The organism is Streptomyces sp. NPDC020489 (genome assembly GCF_044386545.1).
In the GTDB taxonomy this organism is placed as follows: domain Bacteria; phylum Actinomycetota; class Actinomycetes; order Streptomycetales; family Streptomycetaceae; genus Streptomyces.
The window spans coordinates 309,188-331,351 of the sequence record NZ_JBIRUZ010000010.1 but is presented as its reverse complement, the minus strand read 5'-3'; the positions used below and the strand labels follow the sequence as shown (position 1 = coordinate 331,351).

21 protein-coding genes are annotated in these 22,164 nt (G+C 71.8%); 12 read left to right on the top strand and 9 right to left on the bottom strand.

Annotated features, from left to right (window positions below; all coding sequences use genetic code 11):
- Positions 1 to 2: 2 nt before the first annotated feature.
- The 3 genes from ACH41F_RS27340 to ACH41F_RS27330 form a co-directional block, all read right to left on the bottom strand.
- Positions 3 to 1,769: a glycosyltransferase family 2 protein gene (locus ACH41F_RS27340; RefSeq protein ID WP_398837877.1), complete on the bottom strand. Its 1,767-nt coding sequence runs from the start codon at positions 1,767 to 1,769 to the stop codon at positions 3 to 5.
- Between the two features lie 676 nt (positions 1,770 to 2,445).
- Entirely contained in the window at positions 2,446 to 2,739 is a 294-nt protein-coding gene (locus ACH41F_RS27335; RefSeq protein ID WP_391232716.1) for an MTH1187 family thiamine-binding protein, read from the bottom strand.
- Complete coding sequence (locus tag ACH41F_RS27330) at positions 2,736 to 3,083, bottom strand: DUF3817 domain-containing protein (protein ID WP_391232718.1); 348 nt, start codon at positions 3,081 to 3,083, stop codon at positions 2,736 to 2,738. Before ACH41F_RS27330 ends, ACH41F_RS27335 begins: the two co-directional genes overlap by 4 nt.
- A gap of 208 nt (positions 3,084 to 3,291) precedes the next feature.
- Here ACH41F_RS27330 and ACH41F_RS27325 point away from each other — a divergent pair, with 208 nt between their 5' ends.
- The 4 genes from ACH41F_RS27325 (at position 3,292) to ACH41F_RS27310 (ending at position 5,942) form a co-directional block, all read left to right on the top strand.
- Positions 3,292 to 3,924, top strand: coding sequence for an AIM24 family protein (locus ACH41F_RS27325; protein ID WP_398837918.1), 633 nt, complete (start codon positions 3,292 to 3,294; stop codon positions 3,922 to 3,924).
- Position 3,925: 1 nt separating this feature from the next.
- Positions 3,926 to 4,576 carry an AIM24 family protein gene (locus tag ACH41F_RS27320; RefSeq protein ID WP_398837917.1) on the top strand — a complete coding sequence of 217 codons (651 nt, stop codon included), beginning with the start codon at positions 3,926 to 3,928 and terminating at the stop codon, positions 4,574 to 4,576.
- On the top strand, positions 4,573 to 5,370 hold the full coding sequence (locus ACH41F_RS27315) for an AIM24 family protein (protein ID WP_398837875.1): 798 nt from the start codon (positions 4,573 to 4,575) through the stop codon (positions 5,368 to 5,370). Before ACH41F_RS27320 ends, ACH41F_RS27315 begins: the two co-directional genes overlap by 4 nt.
- Before the next feature lie 95 nt (positions 5,371 to 5,465).
- On the top strand, positions 5,466 to 5,942 hold the full coding sequence (locus ACH41F_RS27310; protein ID WP_391232722.1) for a MarR family transcriptional regulator: 477 nt from the start codon (positions 5,466 to 5,468) through the stop codon (positions 5,940 to 5,942).
- Here ACH41F_RS27310 and ACH41F_RS27305 read toward each other — a convergent pair whose 3' ends face one another.
- Both ACH41F_RS27305 and ACH41F_RS27300 read right to left on the bottom strand, forming a co-directional pair.
- Positions 5,943 to 7,391, bottom strand: coding sequence for an ATP-binding protein (locus ACH41F_RS27305; RefSeq protein WP_391232723.1), 1,449 nt, complete (start codon positions 7,389 to 7,391; stop codon positions 5,943 to 5,945). It lies immediately after the preceding gene.
- Complete coding sequence (locus ACH41F_RS27300) at positions 7,388 to 8,056, bottom strand: response regulator transcription factor (RefSeq protein WP_398837872.1); 669 nt, start codon at positions 8,054 to 8,056, stop codon at positions 7,388 to 7,390. The genes ACH41F_RS27305 and ACH41F_RS27300 overlap by 4 nt, the downstream gene beginning before the upstream one ends.
- Before the next feature lie 145 nt (positions 8,057 to 8,201).
- Here ACH41F_RS27300 and ACH41F_RS27295 point away from each other — a divergent pair, with 145 nt between their 5' ends.
- A complete protein-coding gene (locus tag ACH41F_RS27295; RefSeq protein WP_398837870.1) occupies positions 8,202 to 8,849 on the top strand; it encodes a PepSY domain-containing protein in 648 nt (215 codons plus the stop codon).
- Between the two features lie 6 nt (positions 8,850 to 8,855).
- Here the strand turns inward: ACH41F_RS27295 and ACH41F_RS27290 are convergent, their stop codons facing one another.
- The 3 genes from ACH41F_RS27290 to ACH41F_RS27280 are packed head-to-tail and all read right to left on the bottom strand — an operon-like array spanning position 8,856 to position 11,484.
- Positions 8,856 to 9,266: an MFS transporter gene (locus tag ACH41F_RS27290; RefSeq protein WP_398837916.1), complete on the bottom strand. Its 411-nt coding sequence runs from the start codon at positions 9,264 to 9,266 to the stop codon at positions 8,856 to 8,858.
- A gap of 16 nt (positions 9,267 to 9,282) precedes the next feature.
- Entirely contained in the window at positions 9,283 to 10,239 is a 957-nt protein-coding gene (meaB, locus tag ACH41F_RS27285; protein WP_391233015.1) for a methylmalonyl Co-A mutase-associated GTPase MeaB, read from the bottom strand.
- Positions 10,240 to 10,281: 42 nt separating this feature from the next.
- The gene (locus ACH41F_RS27280) at positions 10,282 to 11,484 is read right to left on the bottom strand and encodes an acetyl-CoA C-acyltransferase (protein ID WP_391232727.1); all 1,203 of its coding nucleotides are present in this window, start codon (positions 11,482 to 11,484) and stop codon (positions 10,282 to 10,284) included.
- A gap of 148 nt (positions 11,485 to 11,632) precedes the next feature.
- Here ACH41F_RS27280 and mce point away from each other — a divergent pair, with 148 nt between their 5' ends.
- From mce to ACH41F_RS27245, 7 genes are all read left to right on the top strand, one after another.
- Positions 11,633 to 12,073: a methylmalonyl-CoA epimerase gene (gene mce, locus ACH41F_RS27275; RefSeq protein WP_391232729.1), complete on the top strand. Its 441-nt coding sequence runs from the start codon at positions 11,633 to 11,635 to the stop codon at positions 12,071 to 12,073.
- A 232-nt stretch (positions 12,074 to 12,305) separates the two neighbouring features.
- Entirely contained in the window at positions 12,306 to 16,187 is a 3,882-nt protein-coding gene (gene scy, locus ACH41F_RS27270; protein ID WP_391232730.1) for a polarized growth protein Scy, read from the top strand.
- 198 nt (positions 16,188 to 16,385) lie between these two features.
- Positions 16,386 to 17,324, top strand: coding sequence for a cellulose-binding protein (locus ACH41F_RS27265; protein ID WP_391232731.1), 939 nt, complete (start codon positions 16,386 to 16,388; stop codon positions 17,322 to 17,324).
- A gap of 304 nt (positions 17,325 to 17,628) precedes the next feature.
- Entirely contained in the window at positions 17,629 to 18,594 is a 966-nt protein-coding gene (locus tag ACH41F_RS27260; protein ID WP_391232732.1) for an ATP-binding cassette domain-containing protein, read from the top strand.
- 2 nt (positions 18,595 to 18,596) lie between these two features.
- A complete protein-coding gene (locus ACH41F_RS27255; protein WP_391232733.1) occupies positions 18,597 to 19,367 on the top strand; it encodes an ABC transporter permease in 771 nt (256 codons plus the stop codon).
- Between the two features lie 134 nt (positions 19,368 to 19,501).
- On the top strand, positions 19,502 to 20,884 hold the full coding sequence (locus tag ACH41F_RS27250) for an ATP-binding cassette domain-containing protein (protein WP_391232734.1): 1,383 nt from the start codon (positions 19,502 to 19,504) through the stop codon (positions 20,882 to 20,884).
- Positions 20,881 to 21,759: an ABC transporter permease gene (locus ACH41F_RS27245; RefSeq protein ID WP_391232735.1), complete on the top strand. Its 879-nt coding sequence runs from the start codon at positions 20,881 to 20,883 to the stop codon at positions 21,757 to 21,759. Before ACH41F_RS27250 ends, ACH41F_RS27245 begins: the two co-directional genes overlap by 4 nt.
- Here ACH41F_RS27245 and ACH41F_RS27240 read toward each other — a convergent pair.
- Positions 21,756 to 22,079, bottom strand: coding sequence for an ATP/GTP-binding protein (locus ACH41F_RS27240; protein ID WP_391232737.1), 324 nt, complete (start codon positions 22,077 to 22,079; stop codon positions 21,756 to 21,758). The genes ACH41F_RS27245 and ACH41F_RS27240 overlap by 4 nt on opposite strands.
- Positions 22,080 to 22,164: the final 85 nt, after the last annotated feature.

Genomic DNA, 22,164 nt, shown 5'->3' with positions numbered 1-22,164 from the left:
ACCTAGTTGCCTCCTGTCGTGGTGCTGGAGGTGGTGGCGAGGGCGGGCTCGGCGCCGTCCACGGGGCGGGGGGCGGCGGCCCGGGAGCGGAGTGCCTGGCGCTCCCTCACCCGCGTGGACAGCCACACCCCCACCGGGGCCAGCGACAGCGCCATGGCCAGGACCGCCCACGTGCGCATCGCCACGTGCGTGTGGTCCAGGACGACCGAGGCGGCCAGCGAGGTCGCGAGGACGGCCGCCCAGAAGAGGTGGATGCGGAAGGTGAGCAGCCGGTCGGGGCTGACGTCGCTGCCCTTGGGCGTGACGACGAAGCGGCTCGGGCGGCGGACCAGGGCCTCGCCGAGCGACTTGAGGTAGATGGGCGCGGAGAGCGCCGACATCGCCATGCCCGCCAGGCCCCCGGAGCCCTCGGGCTCGTGCGGCGAGACGTTGTGCCGTCGGTTCCACAGGTAGAGGCCGATCTGGAGCGCGGCGGCGTCGCTGTAGAGCATCAGCCACACCGAGGCCGCGACCTGCGTGCCGGACGCGCCGAACCAGAGGAAGAGGACGCAGCTGAGGATGCCGAGGAACCAGTTGACGGCCGTCATCGGGTAGTAGACCAGCATCAGCGTGTACGAGAAGAGACGGCCCGGGGGCATCGTGAACGGGGCCTTCCAGTACTGCTTGAACAACGTCTCGTACGTCCCTCTCGACCAGCGCATCTGCTGGGTGAAGAAGTCCGTCCAGGAAGCCGGGCCCTCGCCCACCGCCAGCACGTCGGGCGTGTAGACGCTGCGCCAGTGGCGTCGGGTGGCGGGGTTGCGGTGGCGGTGCAGTTCGAAGCCGGTGGCCATGTCCTCGGTGATCGAGTCGTACAGGCCACCGATCTGCTTGACGGCCGCGATCCGTACGACGTTGTTCGTGCCGACGAACATCGGTGCGCGGTAGCGGTTGCCGGCGCGCTGGATCAGCGCGTGGAAGAGGAACTGCTGGGACTCGGCCGCCTTCGTGACCGGGTTGTGGTAGTTCCCGTACACCTGCGGTCCCACGACGAAGGCGACGTCCGGGTCGCGGAAGTAACCCGTCATGCGCTCCAGGAAGTTGGGCAGCGGGACGTGGTCGGTGTCGACCGAGGCGAAGAGGTCGTAGTCGTCGCCGTGCATGGCGATCCAGGCGTTGTAGTTGCCGTGCTTCGTGCGGGCCTTGTGGACACCCTTGGGGCGGTTCCACTCCGGGACGCCGTTGCGGGTGAAGTGCCGGACGCCGAGCTCGGCGCAGAGCGCCTTCGCCTGTTCGTCGTCCCCTTCGTCGAGGAGCCAGACGTCCAGGGGGCCGTCGTGGGTGATCCTCGTCGCGCCCTCGAGAGTCGCGCGGACCATCTCCAGGGGCTCCTTGCCCGGGACGTACGTCGTGAGGAACGCGACGCGGACGCCGGGCTGCGGGGTGACCGGGACGGGGTCGCGGGCGACGAGGGTGGCGTGGGCCACGGAGGCGACGTTGACGACCATGAACAGCTCGATGAGGCCGATGGCTATGAGCATCGTGATGTCGAGGCCGACCATCCAGGCGTCGCCGCCGTCGCGCTCCACCCAGTGGGTGGGCCAGACGAGGTAGACGAGCAGGGCGCCGGTGAGGAGGGGCGCGAGGGTCATCAGCAGGATGGCGCGTATTCGGTGGGGTTCGGCCGCCAGGAGCGAGGTGTACTGCACTCGGTAGTTCGCGGCGGCCGGCTCGGTGAGCGGTCCGGCCAGTCGGCTGTGGGTGTCGTAGTCGTAGCCCTCCGGCCGCACAGCGCCCTCCAGTGATCGAACCTGCCGATACCCCTACAGAAGTGGAGATTCCCGGGCGTGTCGAACTGGGGGGGTCCAGGTGGGTGGGGGTGCGCGGCGGTGCGCCTCTGCGGTGCGTGGGGGGGGCGGGGCGCATCAAGGGGTGCGCGTTGCGCCTCCGCGGTGCGTTGTGGGTCGGGGCCGCACCGGGGGGTGTCCGTCCTCGGTCGGGCGGAACTGTGGGACCAAACTGTGCCGCAAGTCGGACGCCCGACACTGCGGGCGGGCACCCCCCGGTACGTCCCCTTCCGCCGTGGCGCCGGTGCGGGTCGTCTTCGGCCCTCGTCCCCCCGTCCCGCCGTGGCGCCGGTGCGCATCTTTCAGCCCGTCCGGCGTTTGAGGACGAGGCCCCTTCAGGGCCGATGGGGGGTCTGGGGGCGCAGCCCCCAGGGCTTGAGCGGGGGTGGAGGGGCGGCAGCCCCTGAGGATGGGACGGGTAGGGGCGGCGGGGGCGAGGAACACTCGGGTCGGCCTGCACGCAGGGTCAGCGCCGGGCAGGGCGACGCCCTCGTAGAGCTCGATGCCTACGGAGGACGTGGTGACCGCCCGGGTGGGGCCCGCCGGGTCGTGGGGCCGGCGGGCCGAGAGAACCCCGGTCGGCGCGGGACCGGGGTCGTCGGCTCGCGGGCGGCCGGGGCTACTCGGCCAGGTGGCGTTCCACCGTTGCCACCTTGGACGTCAGGCCGTCCGTGACCGCGGGGCGGATGTCCGCCTTGAGCACCAGGGACACGCGCGGAGCCCGCGCCTCCACCGCGGCGACGGCGCGCTTGACGACGTCCATCACCTCGTCCCAGTCCCCCTCGATCGAGGTGAACATCGCGTCGGTACGGTTCGGCAGACCCGACGCGCGCACGACCCGGACCGCCTCGGCGACGTACTCCCCCACGTCCTCGCCGACCCCGAGCGGGGTGACGGAGAAGGCGACGATCACGAGGTCTTCACCGCCTGCTCCTGACGGGCGCGGGAGGCGATGACGGCGTCCTCGGCCTCCCGCTTGAGCTTGCGCTCGGCGAAGAAGCCGCCGGTGGGCAGGACCGAGAGGACGAAGTAGAGGGCGGCGGTGCCGAGCGGCCACTTCGTGCGGTTCCAGGCGTCGGCCCAGAAGATCACGTACAGGACGAAGAGGACGCCGTGGACCATGCCCATCACGGGCACCGCGTTGAAGTCCGTGGTCCGCTTCAGGACCGAGCAGACGAGGAGGAGCAGGAACGAGACCGCCTCGGGGGCGGAGACGAGGCGGAGGCGGCGGAGGGCGCTGGCGGTCTTGAGGTCCACGGGTCACCTTCGGTGGAGGGGCGTCGACGCTTTGTGAATGCGTGCACAAACGTTCGTCCATTGTGGCAAACGACTGACGGCCACCGGGGTGGGGGGTCGGTGACCGGCTCGACCCCGCCGAGAGCCCCTAGGGGTGCGGTCGGGGTCCGTCTCCACCCACAGGCCCTGTCGGCAACCGCTCTCGGCGGGCTACCTTCACAGCGTGGCGATGTTCCGACTTCAAGGCAGCAAGGTGCTCGCCGTCGAGATGACCGGGGACGCCGTGAAGGCGAAGAACGGCTCGATGGTCGCGTACGACGGACAGATGGCGTTCAAGAAGCTCAGCGGTGGCGGTGAGGGCATCCGGGGGATGGTGACCCGGCGGATCACCGGTGAGCAGATGACGGTGATGGAGGTGAGGGGGCAGGGGACGTGCTGGTTCGCCGATCGCGCGTCCGAGATCAACCTCGTCGGGCTCCAGGGGGACAAGCTGTACGTGGAGTCGAGCAATCTGCTCGCGACCGACGGAGGGCTCAGGACGGGGACGAGCTTCACCGGGCTGCGCGGCGCCTCGCAGGGCAACGGGCTGTTCACGACGACCGTCGAGGGGCACGGCCAGGCCGCGATCACCTCGGACGGGCCGGCCGTGGTGCTGCGGGTCAGCCCGCAGTACCCGCTGAGCGTGGACCCCGGGGCCTACATCGCGCACCAGGGGAACCTGCGGCAGTCCTTCCAGTCCGGTGTCACGTTCCGCACCTTCATGGGCGAGGGCGGCGGCGAGGCCTTCCAGATCCGCTTCGAGGGGGACGGCCTGGTGTACGTCCAGCCCAGCGAGCGGAACACGATCGCGGGGGATGTCTGACATGGCCTTCCGTGAGCTGAACTCGAAGATGGTCGAGGCGACCGTCGCACCCGGGCAGCGGCTGTTCAGCCAGCGCGGGGCGATGCTCGCCTACCGGGGCGAGGTGTCCTTCACGCCCAACATGTCCGGCGGCCAGGGCGGACTGATGTCGATGATCGGACGCCGGGTGGCCAACGAGTCGACGCCGCTGATGACCGTGGAGGGCAACGGCACCGTGCTGTTCGGGCACGGCGGCCACCACGTCCAGGTGATCGCGCTCACCGGTGACACCCTCTACGTGGAGGCGGACCGCCTCCTCGCCTTCGAGGGCACCCTGGAGCAGGGCACGATGTTCATGGGCTCCCAGGGCGGCGTCATGGGCATGGTCCGCGGCCAGGTCAGCGGCCAGGGGCTGTTCACCACCACGCTCAAGGGACACGGCTCGGTCGCCGTGATGGCGCACGGCGGGGTCATCGAGCTCCCCATCACCCCGCAGCGCCCGGTCCATGTCGACCCCCAGGCCTATGTCGCCCACCACGGCGACGTCCGCAACAAACTGTCCACCGCGCTCGGCTGGCGGGACATGGTGGGCCGCGGTTCCGGCGAGGCCTTCCAGCTGGAGCTGAGCGGTCACGGATCGGTGTTCGTCCAGGCGTCGGAGGAGAAGCTGTGACCACCTACCCGGGTGCGGGCCCCACCGTCCACGACCCCGCGACCCTGCCGTCCGACGACAACGTGAACAACTACACCTTCTGCGTGGAGCTCAAGGGGAGCCAGTGGTTCCTGCAGAAGGGGAAGATGATCGCCTACTACGGCTCGATCGACTTCAACGGCATCGGGCACGGGCGACTCGACCGACTTGTCCGTACGTCCTTCCATTCGCCTCTGCACGCGAGCGACTGGGTCGTGGCCGAGGGCTCGGGCAAGATGCTGCTCGCCGACCGGGCCTTCGACGTGAATTCGTACGACCTGGAAGACGGCAACCTGACCATTCGCTCAGGCAACCTGCTCGCTTTTCAGCCAAGTCTCGCCCTCAAACAATCGATCGTGCCGGGTTTTCTGACCCTGATCGGAACCGGAAAGTTCGTGGCGGCATCCAACGGTCCGGTGGTGTTCATGGAACCCCCGGTCCGGGTGGATCCGCAGGCACTGGTCGGCTGGGCCGACTGCCCGTCGCCGTGCCATCACTACGACCACGGTTACATGACGGGCCTGATGGGCGGTCTACGTGCGATGACAGGCCTCGGCGGGGCCTCCGGGGAGGAGCATCAGTTCGAGTTCATAGGGGCCGGCACCGTACTGCTCCAGTCCTCCGAGGTGCTCATGGCGGAGCAGGCCACGGGGGCGGTTCCGCAGCAGGCCGGAGTGCCTGGTTCCGGGGTGCCCTCCACAGGCCCTTCACAGGCTGCGGGCACACCGCGCCTTCCCGGACAGCTGGGCGACCTCCAGCGTCGCTTCGGGCTGTGAGCGGTAGTCTGCGGAGTGTGACGTCGAACGTGTGCACGCCGTCACCCGACAACCCTCACTAGTTCGCCTTTCAACTTCTTAGGTAGACTTCATTCATGGAGACCGAGACGGCCACGCGCTGGCTGACCGATGCGGAGCAGTGCGCCTGGCGCACCCACCTGGAGGTCAACAGGCTGTTGACGTACCAGCTAGAGAAGGACCTCCAGCCGTTCGGCCTGACAATGAACGACTACGAGATCCTGGTGAATCTCTCCGAGTCGGAGGACGTACGGATGCGGATGAGCGATCTCGCGTCCGCCACCCTCCAGTCCAAGAGCCGCCTCTCGCACCAGATCACGCGCATGGAGAACGCGAACCTGGTGCGCCGGGAGAACTGCGAGTCGGACCGCCGCGGCCTGTACGCGGTCCTCACCGAGCACGGCATGGAGACGATGAAGAAGGTCGCGCCCCACCACGTGGCGTCCGTGCGGCGGCACTTCATCGACCTGCTGGACCCCGAGTCCATGGCGGAGCTCGACAAGTCCCTCAAGCCGATCGCGGAGCACCTGCGCGGGCAGCGCGGGCGCCCCTGATCACGACGGCCGGGCGCGCGGCAGGCGGAGCGCGAACAGCGCTCCGCCCGCCGGTGCGTCGCCGACGGTGAGCGTGCCGCCGTGGCGGGCGGCGACGTCACGGGCGATGGCGAGCCCGAGACCGGCGCCGCCGTCGTCCCGGCTGCGGGCCTCGTCGAGCCGTACGAACCGCTCGAAGATCCGCTCCCGGTCGGCCTCGGCCACCCCGTCACCGTCGTCGGCGACCTCCACGACCGCCCACGCCCCGTCCGCGCGCACGCTCAGAGTGATCGCCGACCGGGCGTGCCGCTGCGCGTTGTCCAGCAGATTGCCGAGCACCCGCTCCAGCTGGCTCCGGGAGCCCGCCACGTCCACGGCCTCCGCCTCGACAGTGACCCCCTCGCGCCCCCGCGCCTCCCGCCGCGCCACCTCACCGAGGTCGAGCCGCTTGTCGCCGGGCCCCTCCCCCGCGTCCAGGCGGGCGAGCAGCAGCAGATCGGCGGCGAGCCGCTGGAGCCGTACGGTGTCCTCGACCGCGCCCGGCACGTCCAGCAACTCCGGGTGGGCGGCGCCCACTTCGAGCTGGGTGCGCAGCGAGGCGATGGGGCTGCGCAGTTCGTGCGAGGCGTCGGCGACGAACCGGCGCTGGCGTTCCACGGAGGTCTCCAGCGCGGCCAGCGTCTCGTTGGTGGTGCGGGCGAGCCGGGCCACCTCGTCGTGGGTGTCCGGCTCCGGCACGCGGCGGGCGAGGTCCTCGGAGGCGGTGATCGCGGCCATCTCCCGCCGGATGCCCTCGACGGGGCGCAGCGCGCGCCGGGTGACGAGCCAGGTGACGGCCGCCACGACCGCGAGGAGCAGCGGGAAGCCGATCAGCATGGCGGTGGTCGCGGTGTCCACGGCGTCCTGCTCGGCGTCCAGGGAGCCGCCGGCGTAGACGGTGAGGTCACCGCGGTCCTTGGTCTCCACGGGGACGGCGGCGAACCGGTAGTCGTCGCTCTGGCCGTCCAGGGTCGCGGTGCCGTCGGTGAACTCCGCCTCGCCGATCTCGGGGGCCTCCGGGGCCTCGGTGCCGTCGCCCGCGTCGTCCGCGTCGTCGTCGGAGTCGCCGGCGGCGCCGGTCGTGTCGCCCGTACCGGCCGTGTCGCCGCTGCGGGGTCGCGCCGTGACCTCGTCGGTGGCGGTGCCGCTGATCCGCTCCAGGCCGTCGCTCGCCGCGACCAGCGTGCCCCTGGCGTCGACGACCTGGATCGGGAGGTCGTCGCTCAGCTCCAGCCGGGCGTACGGCGTCCCGGCGGCGAGCTCGGAGGCGACGTTCTGCGCCTCTCGCTCGGCCTTGTTGCCGGCCTGGTCGACCAGGTTGGACCGCAGCGACAGCAGCACCGCCGCCCCCGCCGCCACCAGGGCGACCGCGACGACGAGCGTGGCGCCGAGGGTCGCCCGGGCGCGGACGGAGCCGAAGAGCCTTCTCATCGGTCCGCCTCCAGCCGGTACCCGGCGCCGCGGACGGTCGTGATGAGCCCGGAGCGCAGCTTGCGCCTGAGGGTGCTGATGTAGACCTCGACGATGTTCGGGTCGCCGTCGTAGGCGAAGTCCCAGACGTGGTCCAGGATCTGCGCCTTGGACACGACCTCGCCGGCCCGGGTGACCAGTTGCTCCAGGACCGCGAACTCCTTCGCGGTGAGCGTCGCCTCGGTGTCGGCGAGGAAGACCCGGCGGGCCGCGGTGTCGACCTTCAGATCGCCGTACGTCAGCACGGGCGAGGCGCCGCCGCCCTGGCCCCGGCGGCGCAGCAGGGCCTTCACGCGGGCGACGAGGACGACGTAGGAGAAGGGCTTGGTGAGGTAGTCGTCGGCGCCCGTGTCCAGGCCCTCGGCCTCGTCGTACTCGCCGTCCTTGGCGGTGAGCATCAGGATCGGCACGTCGTGGCCGGCGGCGCGCAGGGCTGCGCAGACCCGGTAGCCGTTGAGGCCGGGCAGCATGATGTCGAGGATCACGAGGTCGTACGTCCCCTCGGTGGCCAGGCGCAGGCCCTCCCGGCCGTCGTGGACCACGTCCACGGCGTACCCCTCGGCGGTCAGACCCTTCGCGAGCGACAGGGCCAGCCGCTTCTCGTCCTCCACGATCAACAGGCGCATGCCCCAAGGGTCCCAAAACCAAGCTGAAGATCCCTTCAGGTGACTTCAGGTTCCCCTCAGCGTCGGTCGGCGAGGGTGGTTGACGTCGAAAGCGAGCGAATCGCTGACAATCCGGTGAAAACGATCAAGTGGGAAGGAACCCCTCATGAAGCGCAACATCGTCATCGCCACCCTCACCGCCGCGGCCCTGGTCACCGGTGGCACCGTCGCGGCCTTCGCCGCGGGCGACGACGAGACGACGGCGCACCGCCCGACCGGCGCCGCCGCGCAGGCGGCCACCGACCGCGACGACGCGGACGACTCCGCCGAGGACCGCCGGGACGACACGGACGACGACCGTGCGGCGGCCGCGAGCGGCGATGTCAGCGCCGCCGACGCGATCGCGGCCGCGCTGAGGAGCGCCCCGGGCACCGCCGTCTCCGCCGAGCTCGACGACCAGGACGACAACGGCAAGGTCGTGTGGGACGTCGACGTGCTGGGCAAGGGCGACACCTGGCACAGCGTCCTGATCGACCCCGCCTCCGGCAAGGTCCTCGGCTCCCACGGCGAGAGCGAGGACGACACCGCCGAGGTGCGGGCCGCCCTCAAGGGCAGCTCGGTGACGGCCGCCGAGGCCGCGCGGGCCGCCGCCGCCAAGGGCACCGTGACCTCCGTGGACCTCGACGACGACGGCGCCTCGCGGGCCTGGGACGTGGAGACCCGCGCCGCCTCCGGCAAGGCCGACCAGGACTGGCGGGTCGACCTGACCAGCGGCAAGGTCACCGCGGACCGCGCGGACGACGACGAGGCCTGACCCGCCTCACGACAGGCGCGTGTCAGCCGAGGCCGAGGCGGCCGTACGCACCGACGTACGGCCGCCTCGCCGTGCCTCCGCGAGGGCCGTGACCAGTGCCCCCGTCACCGGGACCGCCCCGGCCGCCACGAAGCACACCCCCGACGGCAGCCGCTCGACGAGCAGTCCCGCCGTCACCGCGCCCGCCGCGCTCCCGGCGTTCACGGCCGTGTTGACCCAGGCACCGGCCTGGGTGCGGAAGCCCGGCGGGGCGGCCTCGTCGGCGATCAGGTACGCCGTCGTCAGGGCCGGTGCGACGAACATCCCGGCGAGGGCCGCCGCCAGGGCGAGGGTGCCGGCGCCGGGGGCCAGACCCGCGGCGGCCAGGGTGAGGCCCAGGCCCGCGGAGAGCAGCGGGAGGCGGAGCCGGGCGGGCAGGCGACCGCGTCCGGCCTCAGCCCTGTGTCAGACCTGTCACCAGTTCGTCCGCCGCCCGGTAGGGGTCCAGTTCACCGGCGACGATCCGGTCCGCCAGGGCGTCCAGTCGACGGTCGCCGTGCAGGTCGCCGATGCGTTCGCGCAGGGCGGTGACGGCGATGGTCTCCACCTCGCGGGCGGCGCGGGCGCGGCGCCGTTCGGCGAGCACACCGCGCTCCTCCATCCACGCGCGGTGCTTCTCCAGGGCCTCGACGACCTCGTCGACGCCCTCGGAGCGCGCGGCGACCGTCTTCACGATCGGGGGGCGCCAGTCGCCGGGGCCGCGGGACTCGCCGAGGCCGAGCATGTGGTTGAGCTCCCGGGCGGTGGCATCGGCGCCGTCGCGGTCGGCCTTGTTGACGACGTAGACGTCGCCGATCTCCAGGATCCCGGCCTTGGCGGCCTGGATGCCGTCGCCCATCCCCGGGGCGAGCAGGACCACGCTGGTGTCGGCCTGGGAGGCGATCTCGACCTCGGACTGGCCGACGCCGACCGTCTCCACCAGGATCACGTCGCAGCCCGCCGCGTCCAGGACCCGGATCGCCTGCGGGGCGGACCAGGCGAGGCCGCCGAGGTGGCCGCGGGTGGCCATGGAGCGGATGTAGACGCCGGGGTCGGAGGCGTGGTCCGACATGCGCACCCGGTCGCCCAGCAGGGCCCCGCCGGAGAACGGCGAGGACGGGTCGACGGCCAGGACACCGACCCGCCTGCCCTGCTTGCGGTACGCGGTGACCAGCGCGGAGGTCGAGGTGGACTTGCCGACGCCCGGCGAGCCCGTGAGACCCACGACGTAGGCGTTCCCCGTGAGCGGGGCCAGCGCCGCCATGACCTCCCTCAGCTGCGGGGACGCCCCCTCCACCAGGGAGATCAGCCGGGCCACGGCACGCGGCCTGCCCTCCCTCGCCTGGGCCACCAGAGAGGAGACGTCCTGCATCACAGCTCCGTTCACCTAGAAGAACGTACGGGAACTCAGGCCTCAGGCCTTGGGCACCCGCACGATGAGCGCGTCACCCTGACCGCCGCCGCCGCACAGCGCGGCCGCGCCGATCCCGCCGCCGCGGCGCTTCAGCTCCAGCGCCAGGTGCAGCACCAGACGGGCGCCGGACATGCCGATCGGGTGGCCCAGGGCGATGGCACCACCGTTGACGTTCACCGTTTCGGTGGACACGCCGAGGTCCTTCATTGACTGCACGGCCACCGCGGCGAACGCCTCGTTGATCTCGATGAGGTCGAGGTCGGAGACGTCCAGGCCCTCCTTCTTCAGGGCGTGCAGGATCGCGTTGGACGGCTGGGACTGGAGGGAGTTGTCCGGGCCGGCCACGTTGCCGTGGGCGCCGATCTCGGCGATCCACTCCAGGCCGAGTTCCTGCGCCTTGGTCTTGCTCATCACGACCACGGCGGCGGCGCCGTCGGAGATCTGCGAGGACGTGCCGGCGGTGATGGTGCCGTCCTTGGTGAACGCCGGGCGCAGCTTGCCCAGGGACTCCGCGGTGGTCTCCGCGCGGATGCCCTCGTCCTTGCTGAGAACGACCGGCTCGCCCTTGCGCTGCGGGATCTCGATCGGGGTGATCTCGGCCTCGAAGACGCCGTTCTTCTGGGCGGCGGCGGCGCGCTGGTGGGACAGGGCGGCGATCTCGTCCTGCTCGGCGCGCTGGATACCGAGGCGGGTGTTGTGCTTCTCGGTCGACTCGCCCATGGGGATGTTCTCCCACGGGTCGGTCAGACCGTCGTACGCCATGGCGTCGAGCATCTCGATGGCGCCGTACTTGAAGCCCTCGCGGGACTTCGGGAGCAGGTGGGGCGCGTTGGTCATGGACTCCTGGCCACCGGCGACGATCACGTCGAACTCGCCCGCGCGGATCAGCTGGTCGGCCAGCGCGATCGCGTCCAGGCCCGACAGACAGACCTTGTTGATGGTGAGCGCGGGCACGCCCATCGGGATGCCGGCCTTGACCGCGGCCTGGCGGGCCGGGATCTGGCCCGCCCCGGCCTGGAGGACCTGGCCCATGATCACGTACTGCACCTGGTCGCCGCCGATCCCCGCACGGTCGAGGGCGGCCTTGATCGCGAAGCCGCCGAGGTCGGCTCCGGAGAAGGACTTCAGGGAGCCGAGCAACCGTCCCATCGGGGTGCGGGCACCCGCGACGATCACGGACGTCGTGCTGTTCGAACCAGACATGAGGTGCGATCCCCTTTCAGCTGCACAGCTGAGGAGTGAACGAGGGTTTACTTCGAATGTACTGAGTGGCACTCCGTGCCGTCACCGGGCCGTCGGTGTGATCGCGCGCACGTTGCGTAACCACCGCCGGGGCGCTGCACTGAATTCCATGCTGACGCGAATCGACCACATCGGGATCGCCTGTTTCGACCTGGACAGGACCGTCGAGTTCTACCGGGCCACCTACGGCTTCGAGGTGCACCACTCCGAGGTCAACGAGGAGCAGGGCGTGCGCGAGGCCATGCTCAAGATCAACGAGACGTCCGACGGCGGCGCCACCTACCTCCAGCTCCTGGAGCCCACCCGCGAGGACTCCACCGTCGCGAAGTGGCTGGCCAAGAACGGCGAGGGCGTGCACCACATCGCCTTCGGCACGGCGAACGTCGACGAGGAGGCCGCGGACATCCGCGACAAGGGCGTACGCGTTCTGTACGACGAGCCGCGACGCGGCTCCATGGGGTCACGGATCACCTTCCTGCACCCCAAGGATTGCCATGGCGTACTGACAGAACTGGTCACTTCGGCCCCTGTTGAGTCACCTGAGCACTGACCCTCGTACATATGGGCCGGTAGGGTTGGGGGCGGTCGCCGCTCCACCCAGGGCGACCGGGTCCTGTCTTTCGGCAGGACCGCGCCGGGGTCCGGGTTTGCGGGGGACGAGCGTCGGGGCTGAAGCCCATGCTCCGCCGTTGATCTGACACCATTCCCCGGGGGCCCCGTTCGGCGGACGGACGGAGCTCGTTTGGCCAGACATGCGACCAGGGGACGGATGGGACCGCGCAGTGCGGGGCTACGAACGCCAGGAGCGAGAGCCGGCGGCTGACGTCGACCACCTCTCTCGGTTCGAGGCCGAGATGGATCGGCTGAAGACCGAGCGGGAGAAGGCGATCCAGCACGCCGAGGACCTCGGCTACCAGGTCGAGGTGCTGCGCGCCAAGTTGCACGAGGCGCGGCGCACCCTCATGTCCCGACCGTCCTACGACGGCGGCGACATCGGCTATCAGGCCGAACAGTTGCTCCGCAACGCCCAGATCCAGGCCGACCAGCTGCGCCAGGACGCCGAGCGCGAGCTGAGCCAGGCGCGGGCGCAGACCCAGCGCATCCTCCAGGAGCACGCCGAGAACGCGGCCCGCCTCCAGGCGGAACTGCACCAGGAGGCGGTCACCCGCCGCCAGCAGCTGGACCAGGAGCTCGCCGAGCGCCGGCAGACCGTCGAGTCGCACGTCAACGAGAACGTGGCGTGGGCCGAGCAGCTGCGCGCCCGCACCGAGCAGCAGGCCCGCCGGCTCCTGGAGGAGTCCCGCGCGGAGGCCGAGCAGGCCATGGCCGCCGCCCGTGCCGAGGCCGAGCGGGTCGCCGCCGAGGCCCGGCAGCGGCTCCAGAGCGAGGCCGAGGCGGCCCGCGCGGAGGCCGACCAGCTGCTGCGCCGCGCCCGCGCGGACGCCGAGCGGCTGCTGAACGCCGCGTCCACCCAGGCGCAGGAAGCCACCGAGCACGCCGAGCAGCTGCGCAACTCCACGGCGACCGAGTCGGACAGCGCCCGCCGCCAGGCGACCGAGCTGAGCCGGGCCGCCGAGCAGCGGATGGCGGAGGCCGAGGAGGCGCTGCGCAAGGCGCAGGCCGAGGCCGACAAGCTCGTCACCGAGGCCAAGTCCGCCGCCGAGAAGGCTCTGGCCGGCGCGGAGTCGGCGAACGAACAGCGCACCCGGACCGCCAAGGAGCAGGTCGCCCGGCTGGTCAGCGAGGCCACCAAGGAGGCCGAGACCACCAAGGCGGAAGCCGAGCAGGCCGTCGCGGACGCCCGCGCGGAGGCCGAGCGGATCCTGGAGGAGGCCGCCGAGAAGGCCCGCACGCTCACCGCCGAGGAGAGCGCGACCCAGCTGTCGAAGGCGGCCAAGACCGCCGAGGACGTCCTCAACAAGGCGCAGGAGGACGCGCAGCGGACCACCAGGGCGGCCGCCGAGGAGGCCGAGCGAATCCGCCGCGAGGCGGAGGCCGAGGCCGACCGGCTGCGCGCCGAGGCCCATGACATCGCCGAGGAGCTCAAGGGGTCGGCGAAGGACGACACCAAGGAGTACCGCGCCAAGACGGTCGAGCTCCAGGAGGAGGCGCGCCGGCTGCGGGGCGAGGCCGAGCAGCTGCGGGCCGACGCGGTCGCCGAGGGCGAGAAGATCCGCGCGGAGGCCCGCAAGGAGGCCGTCCAGCAGATCGAGGAGGCGGCCAAGACCGCCGAGGAGCTGCTGGCGAAGGCCAAGGCGGACGCCGACGAGCTGCGCCAGACCGCCACCACGGACAGCGAGAAGGTCCGCACCGAGGCCATCGAGCGCGCCACCACGCTGCGCCGGCAGGCCGAGGAGACCCTCCAGCGCACCCGTCAGGAGGCCGAGCGGCACCGCGAGGAGGTCGCCGAGCAGGCCGAGGGCATCCGGGCCGAGGCCGAGCGGGCCGCCCTGGAGCTGCGCGAGGAGACCGAGCGCGCCATGGAGGCGCGCCGCGCCGAGGCCGCCGAGGAGCTGAACCGGCTGCACCACGAGGCCGAGGAGCGCCTCGCGGCCGCCGAGCAGGCGCTGACGGAGGCCCGTGAGGAGGCCGCGCGGATCCGCCGCGAGGCCGCCGAGGAGACCGACCGGCTGCGCACCGAGGCCGCCGAGCGGATCCGTACCCTCCAGCAGCAGGCCGAGGCCGAGGCCGACCGGCTGCGCACCGAGGCCGCCGCGGACGCCTCCGCGTCCCGGGCCGAGGGCGAGGCCGTCGCCGTACGGCTGAGGTCGGACGCCGCGGCCGAGGCGGAGCGGCTGAAGTCGGAGGCGCAGGACACCGCCGACCGGGTCCGGGCGGAGGCGCAGGCCGCCGCCGAGCGGCTGGCGACCGAGGCGTCGGAGACGCTGGCCGCCGCCCAGGAGGAGGCCGCCCGGCGCCGTCGGGAGGCCGAGGAGACCCTCGGTTCGGCCCGCCAGGAGGCCGACCAGGAGCGTGAGCGGGCCCGCGAGCAGAGCGAGGAGCTGCTGGCCTCGGCGCGCAACCGGGTCGAGGAGGCGCAGGCCGAGGCGGTGCGCCTGGTCGAGGAGGCGGACCGGCGCGCCACCGAGATGGTGTCCGCGGCCGAGCAGCACGCCCAGCAGGTCCGCGAGTCCGTCGCCGGGCTGCACGAGCAGGCCCAGGAGGAGATCGCCGGGCTGCGCAGCGCCGCCGAGCACGTCGCGGAGCGCACCCGCCGGGAGGCCGAGGAGGAGGCGGACCGCGTCCGCTCCGACGCCTACGCCGAGCGGGAGCGGGCCAGCGAGGACGCGAGCCGGGTGCGCCGGGAGGCCACCGAGGAGTCGGAGGCCGCCAAGGCGCTCGCCGAGCGCACCGTCGGCGACGCCATCGCGGAGGCGGAGCGGCTCAGGTCGGACGCCGCCGAGCACGCCCAGCGGGTGCGCACGGAGGTCGCGGACGCCCTCGCCGAGGCCGACCAGGCCGCGGCCCGGACCCGGGCGGACGCCCGTGAGGACGCCAACCGCATCCGCTCGGACGCCGCCGCGCAGGCCGACACCCTCATCACCGAGGCGCGCAACGAGGCCGAGCGGCTCACCACCGAGACCCTCACCGACACCGACCGGCTGCGCCAGGACACGGTCGCCGAGGCGGAGCGGGTCCGCTCCGAGGCGGTCGCCCAGGCCGAGAAGCTGATCGCGGACGCCGCCGGCGACGCCGAGCGGCTGCGGGCCGAGGCCGCCGAGACGGTCGGCTCCGCGCAGCAGCACGCCGAGCGGGTCCGTTCCGACTCCGAGCGGGTCAAGGCGGACGCCCTGGCCGAGGCGGAGCGGGTCACCGCGGCCGCGCGCGAGGAGGCCGAGCGCACCCTCGACGAGGCCCGCCAGGAGGCGAACAAGCGCCGCCAGGACGTGGCCGAGCAGGTCGACACGCTCATCACGGAGACCACCGCCGAGGCGGACAAGCTGCTCACCGAGGCGCAGGCGCAGGCGCTCAAGACCACCGCGGACGCCGAGGCGCAGGCCGACAGCATGGTGGGGGCGGCCCGCAAGGAGGCCGACCGGCTGGTCGCGGAGGCGACGGTCGAGGGCAACACGCGCGTGGAGAAGGCCCGTACGGACGCGGACGAGCTGCTGGTCGGTGCCCGCCGGGACGCCACCGCCATAAGGGAGCGCGCCGAGGAGCTGCGCGACCGGATCACGACCGAGATCGAGGAGCTGCACGAGCGGGCCCGCCGCGAGGCCGCCGAGACGATGAAGTCGACCGGTGACCGCTGCGACGCGCTCATCAAGGCCTCCGAGGAGCAGCTGGCGAAGGCGCAGGCGAAGGCCAAGGAGCTGGTGTCGGAGGCCAACTCCGAGGCGGGCAAGGTCCGGATCGCCGCCGTGAAGAAGGCCGAGGGGCTCCTGAAGGAGGCCGAGCAGAAGAAGGCGGCGCTCATCAAGGAGGCCGAGGAGCTCAAGGCGGAGGCGATCCGGGAGGCCCGGCGCACCGTCGAGGAGGGCAAGCGGGAGCTGGAGGTGCTGGTGCGCCGGCGGGAGGACATCAACGCCGAGATCTCCCGTGTCCAGGACGTCCTGGAGGCGTTGGAGTCCTTCGAGGCCCCGGTGGCGGGCAAGGACGGCGGCGTCAAGGCGGGCGTCTCGGTCGGTGCCCCTCGTTCGGGTGGCAAGTCACCGGACGCTTAGGTGACGGACAGCTGACCGACAGGCCGAATTCCGGTGCCGTCTGCGGCCTTTGACCAACTTTTTGGCAAGCTGTCCGGGGGTTAGCCACTCAAAAGGGGTGTCATTCTCCAGATCAAACCCGTATCCGCTCGATGACACACCGCTTCGGCCCCTAGGATTCCCCCTATCACCTCACCGGTCTCATTTGACAGGAACCCCATGAGCGACACTTCCCCCTACGGCTTCGAGCTTGTGCGGCGTGGGTACGACCGCGCTCAGGTGGACGAACGGATCTCCAAGCTCGTCTCCGACCGTGACAGCGCTCTCTCCCGCATCACCGCTCTGGAAAAGCGCATCGAGGAGCTCCACCTCGAGACGCAGAACGCCCAGGCCCAGGTAAGCGACGCCGAGCCGTCGTACGCCGGTCTCGGCGCGCGTGTCGAGAAGATCCTCCGCCTCGCCGAGGAGGAGGCCAAGGACCTGCGCGAGGAGGCCCGTCGCGCGGCCGAGCAGCACCGCGAGCTCGCCGAGTCGGCGGCCCAGCAGGTGCGCAACGACGCGGAGTCGTTCGCCGCGGAGCGCAAGTCCAAGGCCGAGGACGAAGGCGTCCGGATCGTCGAGAAGGCCAAGAGCGACGCGTCGCAGCTGCGCCAGGAGGCGCAGAAGGACGCGCAGTCCAAGCGTGAGGAGGCGGACGCCCTCTTCGAGGAGACCCGCGCCAAGGCCGCCCAGGCCGCCGCGGACTTCGAGACGAACCTCGCCAAGCGTCGCGAGCAGTCCGAGCGCGACCTCGCCTCCCGTCAGCAGAAGGCCGAGAAGCGTCTCGCGGAGATCGAGCACCGCGCGGAGCAGCTGCGTCTGGAGGCCGAGAAGCTGCGCACCGACGCCGAGCGCCGGGCCCGCCAGACCGTGGAGACCGCTCAGCGTCAGGCCGAGGACATCGTGGCGGACGCCAACGCCAAGGCCGACCGCATCCGTTCGGAATCCGAGCGCGAGCTCGCGGCGCTGACCAACCGCCGCGACTCGATCAACGCCCAGCTGACGAACGTCCGCGAGATGCTGGCGACGCTCACGGGCGCCGCGGTGGCCGCGGCCGGTTCGCCGGCCACGGACGACGAGCCGATCTCCCGCGGGGTGCCGGCCCAGCAGTCCCGCTAAGCGGCAACGCACGTTCCAGAGGCCCGTACCGTCTCCCCCGGGGGTGCGGGCCTCCGGCGTGCCACCACGTCGTCGCCGCGCTTCGCCCGTCACCTGCTCCCGGTCGAGCGTGACCTCGCGGGACGGCCCCCGCCGAGCGGATCGCGGCCCGCGACCACCCTGCGCCCCCTCACCCGCGCGGGTGACGCGACTTTTCCGTACGTCCTCCGTCGGCCGACGGCGTTCACCGTCGCTTGCCCGGCTTGTCGGGCGCCGTCCGCCCGCACGAGTGGCAGCCGCCGGGAGCCCGTCCTAGCGTGGCCGCATGATCGAGCTCGAGGGCCTGACCAAGCGCTACGGCGAGAAGGTCGCGGTCAACAACCTCACCTTCACCGTCAGGCCCGGCATCGTCACGGGCTTCCTCGGACCCAACGGCGCCGGCAAGTCGACGACGATGCGGATGATGCTCGGCCTGGACCGCCCCACCGCCGGCGACGTCCGCATCGACGGACAGCACTACGACCGGCTGAAGGACCCGCTGAAGTACATCGGCGCCCTGCTCGACGCCAAGGCCATGCACGGCGGCCGCAGCGCCTTCAACCACCTGCTGTGCCTCGCCCAGAGCAACGGGATCCCCCGGAAGAGGGTCGACGAGGTCCTCGACACCGTCGGCCTGACCGCGGTGGCGAGGAAGAAGGCCAAGGGGTTCTCGCTCGGCATGGGGCAGCGGCTGGGCATCGCGGGCGCGCTCCTCGGGGACCCGCGGATCCTGATGTTCGACGAGCCGGTCAACGGGCTCGACCCCGAGGGCATCCACTGGATCCGCAACCTCATGAAATCGCTGGCCGCGCAGGGGCGGACCGTGTTCGTGTCGAGCCATCTCATGAGCGAGATGGCGCTGACCGCCGACCACCTCGTCGTCATCGGGCAGGGACGGCTGCTCGCCGACACCTCCATGGCCGACTTCATCGAGCAGAACTCACGGTCCTACGTCCGGATCCGCTCGCCCCAGCGCGAGCGGCTGCTCGACGTGCTGCACGGGGCCGGGATCACGGTCGTGGAGAACGGCGGCGGGACGCTGGAGGTCGACGGCGGCAAGCCCGAGCAGATCGGGGAGCTGGCCGCCCAGGCGCAGATCGTGCTGCACGAGCTGAGCCCCCAGCAGGCCTCCCTGGAGGAGGCGTTCATGCAGCTGACCGCCGAGTCGGTCGAGTACCACGCGCACACCGACACGCCCGCCGCACCGCAGCCGCCGCAGGCTCCGTGGGGCGAGGGCTGGAAGGGGAACTGAGCATGGCGGCGATCCAGGTCGTCCGATCCGAGTGGACCAAGATCCGGTCGGTGGCGTCCACGGTGTGGACGCTCTCCCTCGCCGTGGTCGTCACGCTCGCGCTCGGCATGCTCATCTCGGCCCTGTCGAAGAACGAGTTCGACGAGATGAGCACCAAGGACAAGCTCTCCTTCGACCCCACCTACATCAGCTTCGCCGGGATGAGCCTCGGCCAGCTCGCGATGATCGTGTTCGGGGTGCTGGTCGTCTCCAACGAGTACAGCACCGGCATGATCCGCACCTCGCTGGCCGCCGTACCGCAGCGTGGCACCTTCCTGTTCAGCAAGATCGCGGTGGCGACCGGTCTCGCGCTGGTCGTCGGCATGGCCACCAGCTTCGTCGCCTTCTTCCTCGGCCAGGCCATGCTCGGCTCGCACCGCGCCGCGATCGGCGACCCGGGCGTGCTGCGCGCGGTCATCGGCGGTGGGCTCTACATGACCCTCATCGCGATGTTCTCCATGGGGGTCGCCGCGATGCTGCGCTCGCCGATGCTGTCGCTGGGCATCCTGATGCCGTTCTTCTTCCTGATCTCCAACATCCTCGGTGCCGTCTCCGCGACCAAGAACGTCGGCCGGTACCTGCCGGACCAGGCCGGCAGCAAGATCATGCAGGTGGTCACGCCCGTCGACGACGACACTCCCTACGGCCCGTGGGGCGGGCTCGGGATCATGGTGCTGTGGGTGGCCGCGGCGCTCGTCGGCGGGTATCTCCTGCTGAAGAAGCGGGACGCCTGACCCCGACGGACGGGGGCGGCTGCGGCCGCGCAATCTTTACTCGCTCTTGATGGGAACCGTCAGCGTCCCGATAAGCTCCTAACCCTTACGGGGGCGTGTGCCCTGCTGTCCTGAACCTTTGATGGGTGCGGAGCATGATCGAGGCAGTCGGCCTGACCAAGCGCTACGGCGACAAGACCGCTGTGTACAACCTTTCCTTCCAGGTGCGGCCCGGATCCGTCACCGGCTTCCTGGGCCCCAACGGCTCCGGCAAGTCGACGACGATGCGGATGATCCTCGGCCTGGACAACCCCACCTCGGGGCAGGTGACGATCGGCGGCTACCCGTACCGCAAGCTGCCCAACGCCCCCCGCCAGGTCGGCGCCCTGCTCGACGCCAAGGCCGTGCACGGCGGCCGGCACGCCCGCAACCACCTGCTCTGCCTCGCCCAGCTCTCCGGCATCCCGGCCCGCCGGGTGGACGAGGTGCTCGGCGTGGTCGGCCTCCAGGACGTGGCGCGGAAGCGGTCCAAGGGCTTCTCCCTCGGCATGGGTCAGCGGCTCGGCATCGCCGCCGCACTGCTCGGCGACCCCCAGGTGCTGCTCTTCGACGAGCCGGTCAACGGCCTCGACCCCGAGGGCATCCTCTGGGTGCGCAACCTGATGAAGTCGCTGGCGGCGGAGGGCCGTACGGTCTTCGTCTCCTCCCACCTCATGAGCGAGATGGCGCTGACCGCCGACCACCTGATCGTGATCGGGCGCGGACAGCTGCTGGCCGACATGAGCGTGCAGGACTTCATCGCCGCGAACTCCGCCGGTTTCGCGCGCGTGCGCACCCCCGACACCGAGCCGCAGCTGCGCGAGAAGCTGACCTCCGCGCTGGCCGAGGCGGGCGGCCACGTCATGACCGAGCAGGACGGCGCGCTGCGCGTCACCGGACTGCCGCTCCCCCGCATCAGCGACATCGCCCACGACACGGACGTACGGCTGTGGGAGCTCTCCCCGCACCAGGCGTCCCTGGAGGAGGCGTACATGCGGATGACCCAGGGCGCGGTCGACTACCGCTCGACGACCGACCAGAAGGCCGGTCTCCAGCAGCCGCTGCCGCCCGGCGCCCAGCCGCCGATGCCGGTTCCCGGGCAGGGCCAGCCCGGCTGGTACGCGCCCCCGCCGCCGCAGCAGGGCGGCCGGCCCTTCGCGGCCCCGCAGGACGCCCCGAGCCCTTACGGCGCGGCACACCCCCCGGCGGGCCCGTACGGCGCCCCCGGCGCGGGTCAGCCCAACCCGTACGCCCAGACGCCTCCCCAGGCCCCCCAGAGCCCGGCCCAGCCCGCCGCCCCCGCAGCCCCGCCCGTGGCCTCCCAGCCGGCCGAGGGCGCCCCGGCCGCTCCCGCGCAGGCCCCCGCGGCCACCGGACCCGCGCAGTCCGCGCCCGGCGCCACGGCGAGCGCCGCCGCGCCGCCGCCCCCGGCCGCCGCGCCCGCCGCAGGCGCCCCGCAGCCCGCCGCCGACCTGACCAAGCCCGAGGACGCCCGATGAGCACGCCGCAGCCCCCGATGCCGCAGACCGCCGCACCCGACTGGCACGCGGCACCCGCCCCTTCGTACGCCACGTACACGTCGCCGATCCCGGTGGTGCGCACGCACCTCGGGCACGCGCTCGCCTCGGAGTGGACCAAGATCCGGTCGGTGCGCTCGACGATGTGGACGCTGGGCGTGTTCGTCCTGCTCGTCATCGGGATCGGGCTGCTCGCCGCCTCGGTGGTGTCCAGCAGCGCGGGCGAGTCCGACCTGGCCGGTGAGAACCCGCTGTCGTTCGGCTTCTTCGGGCTGCTGCTCGGCTCGATGTGCATCATCACGCTCGGCGTGCTGACGACCGCCTCCGAGTACGGCACCGGCATGATCCGCACCACCATGACGGCGTGCCCGAGCCGTGGCCGGGTGCTGACCGCGAAGGCCATCGTGTTCTTCCTGGTCGCCTTCGTCGTCACGTTCGCGTCGGCGCTGCTGGTCGCCCTCGCCGACGTGGCCCTGCTGGACGGCACCGGCGCCAGGGAGCCCTCCGGCGAGGAATGGCTGAAGGGCACCGTCGGCATCTCGTTCTACATCGCGATGCTGGGGCTGCTGTCGCTGATCGTCGGCTCGATCATCCGGCACTCGGCGGGCGCCATCACCATCATGATCGGCCTGGTGCTGGCCCCGCTGGTGATCGCGCTGTTCATGTTCACGGAGACGCTGTCGGATCTGCGCGAGGCCCTGTTCGAGTACTCGATCCCGAACCAGCTGAGCGTCTTCTACGCCAACTCGCTCACCGAGTCCGGCCCGTCCGGCTGGGACCCGCTGTGGATCATCATCGGCGTGACGGCCGCCGCGTTCGCCGGCGCGCTCGCGCTGCTGAACCAGCGGGACGTCTAGAACCGGGGCGCGTTACGGGACCGCTGCACCCTCGAGGTGCGGCGGTCCTTCGCGTTCCAGCACGCCTTGTGCCAGTGCCGGCGCTCGTCGACACCGGAGTGGTCCGGCCAGGCGACGACGTGCGGGACACCGTCGGGGATCAACTGGTCGCAGCCGGGGCAGCGGTAGGCCTTGCCCTGGGCGCTGGCCCCCGCCACGTGCCGGACGTTCCACTCCTCGCCCTGCCAGCTCTCGGTGGACTGGAACCCGCCGTATCGGCCCGAGCGGTCGTCCCCGCCCCACGGGGCGGCTCCTCTGGGTCGGTTGCGACGCGGGGACACAGGACACCTCACGGGGCTATACAGGACACGGACCGTGTCCAGCCTACGCGGCGGGAGCGGGGGTACGCGTAGGGCACCAACCCCC

What these genes read in the sequence shown, in the direction of transcription:
- ACH41F_RS27260 (WP_391232732.1), top strand. Translation starts at nt 17,629, where the DNA reads ATGATCGAGCTCGAGGGCCTGACCAAGCGCTACGGCGAGAAGGTCGCG.
- ACH41F_RS27250 (WP_391232734.1), top strand. Translation starts at nt 19,502, where the DNA reads ATGATCGAGGCAGTCGGCCTGACCAAGCGCTACGGCGACAAGACCGCT.
- ACH41F_RS27300 (WP_398837872.1), bottom strand. Translation starts at nt 8,056, where the DNA reads ATGCGCCTGTTGATCGTGGAGGACGAGAAGCGGCTGGCCCTGTCGCTC.
- ACH41F_RS27295 (WP_398837870.1), top strand. Translation starts at nt 8,202, where the DNA reads ATGAAGCGCAACATCGTCATCGCCACCCTCACCGCCGCGGCCCTGGTC.
- ACH41F_RS27305 (WP_391232723.1), bottom strand. Translation starts at nt 7,391, where the DNA reads ATGAGAAGGCTCTTCGGCTCCGTCCGCGCCCGGGCGACCCTCGGCGCC.
- ACH41F_RS27245 (WP_391232735.1), top strand. Translation starts at nt 20,881, where the DNA reads ATGAGCACGCCGCAGCCCCCGATGCCGCAGACCGCCGCACCCGACTGG.
- ACH41F_RS27320 (WP_398837917.1), top strand. Translation starts at nt 3,926, where the DNA reads ATGGCCTTCCGTGAGCTGAACTCGAAGATGGTCGAGGCGACCGTCGCA.
- ACH41F_RS27310 (WP_391232722.1), top strand. Translation starts at nt 5,466, where the DNA reads ATGGAGACCGAGACGGCCACGCGCTGGCTGACCGATGCGGAGCAGTGC.
- ACH41F_RS27325 (WP_398837918.1), top strand. Translation starts at nt 3,292, where the DNA reads ATGTTCCGACTTCAAGGCAGCAAGGTGCTCGCCGTCGAGATGACCGGG.
- ACH41F_RS27255 (WP_391232733.1), top strand. Translation starts at nt 18,597, where the DNA reads ATGGCGGCGATCCAGGTCGTCCGATCCGAGTGGACCAAGATCCGGTCG.
- ACH41F_RS27280 (WP_391232727.1), bottom strand. Translation starts at nt 11,484, where the DNA reads ATGTCTGGTTCGAACAGCACGACGTCCGTGATCGTCGCGGGTGCCCGC.
- ACH41F_RS27265 (WP_391232731.1), top strand. Translation starts at nt 16,386, where the DNA reads ATGAGCGACACTTCCCCCTACGGCTTCGAGCTTGTGCGGCGTGGGTAC.
- meaB (WP_391233015.1), bottom strand. Translation starts at nt 10,239, where the DNA reads ATGCAGGACGTCTCCTCTCTGGTGGCCCAGGCGAGGGAGGGCAGGCCG.
- mce (WP_391232729.1), top strand. Translation starts at nt 11,633, where the DNA reads ATGCTGACGCGAATCGACCACATCGGGATCGCCTGTTTCGACCTGGAC.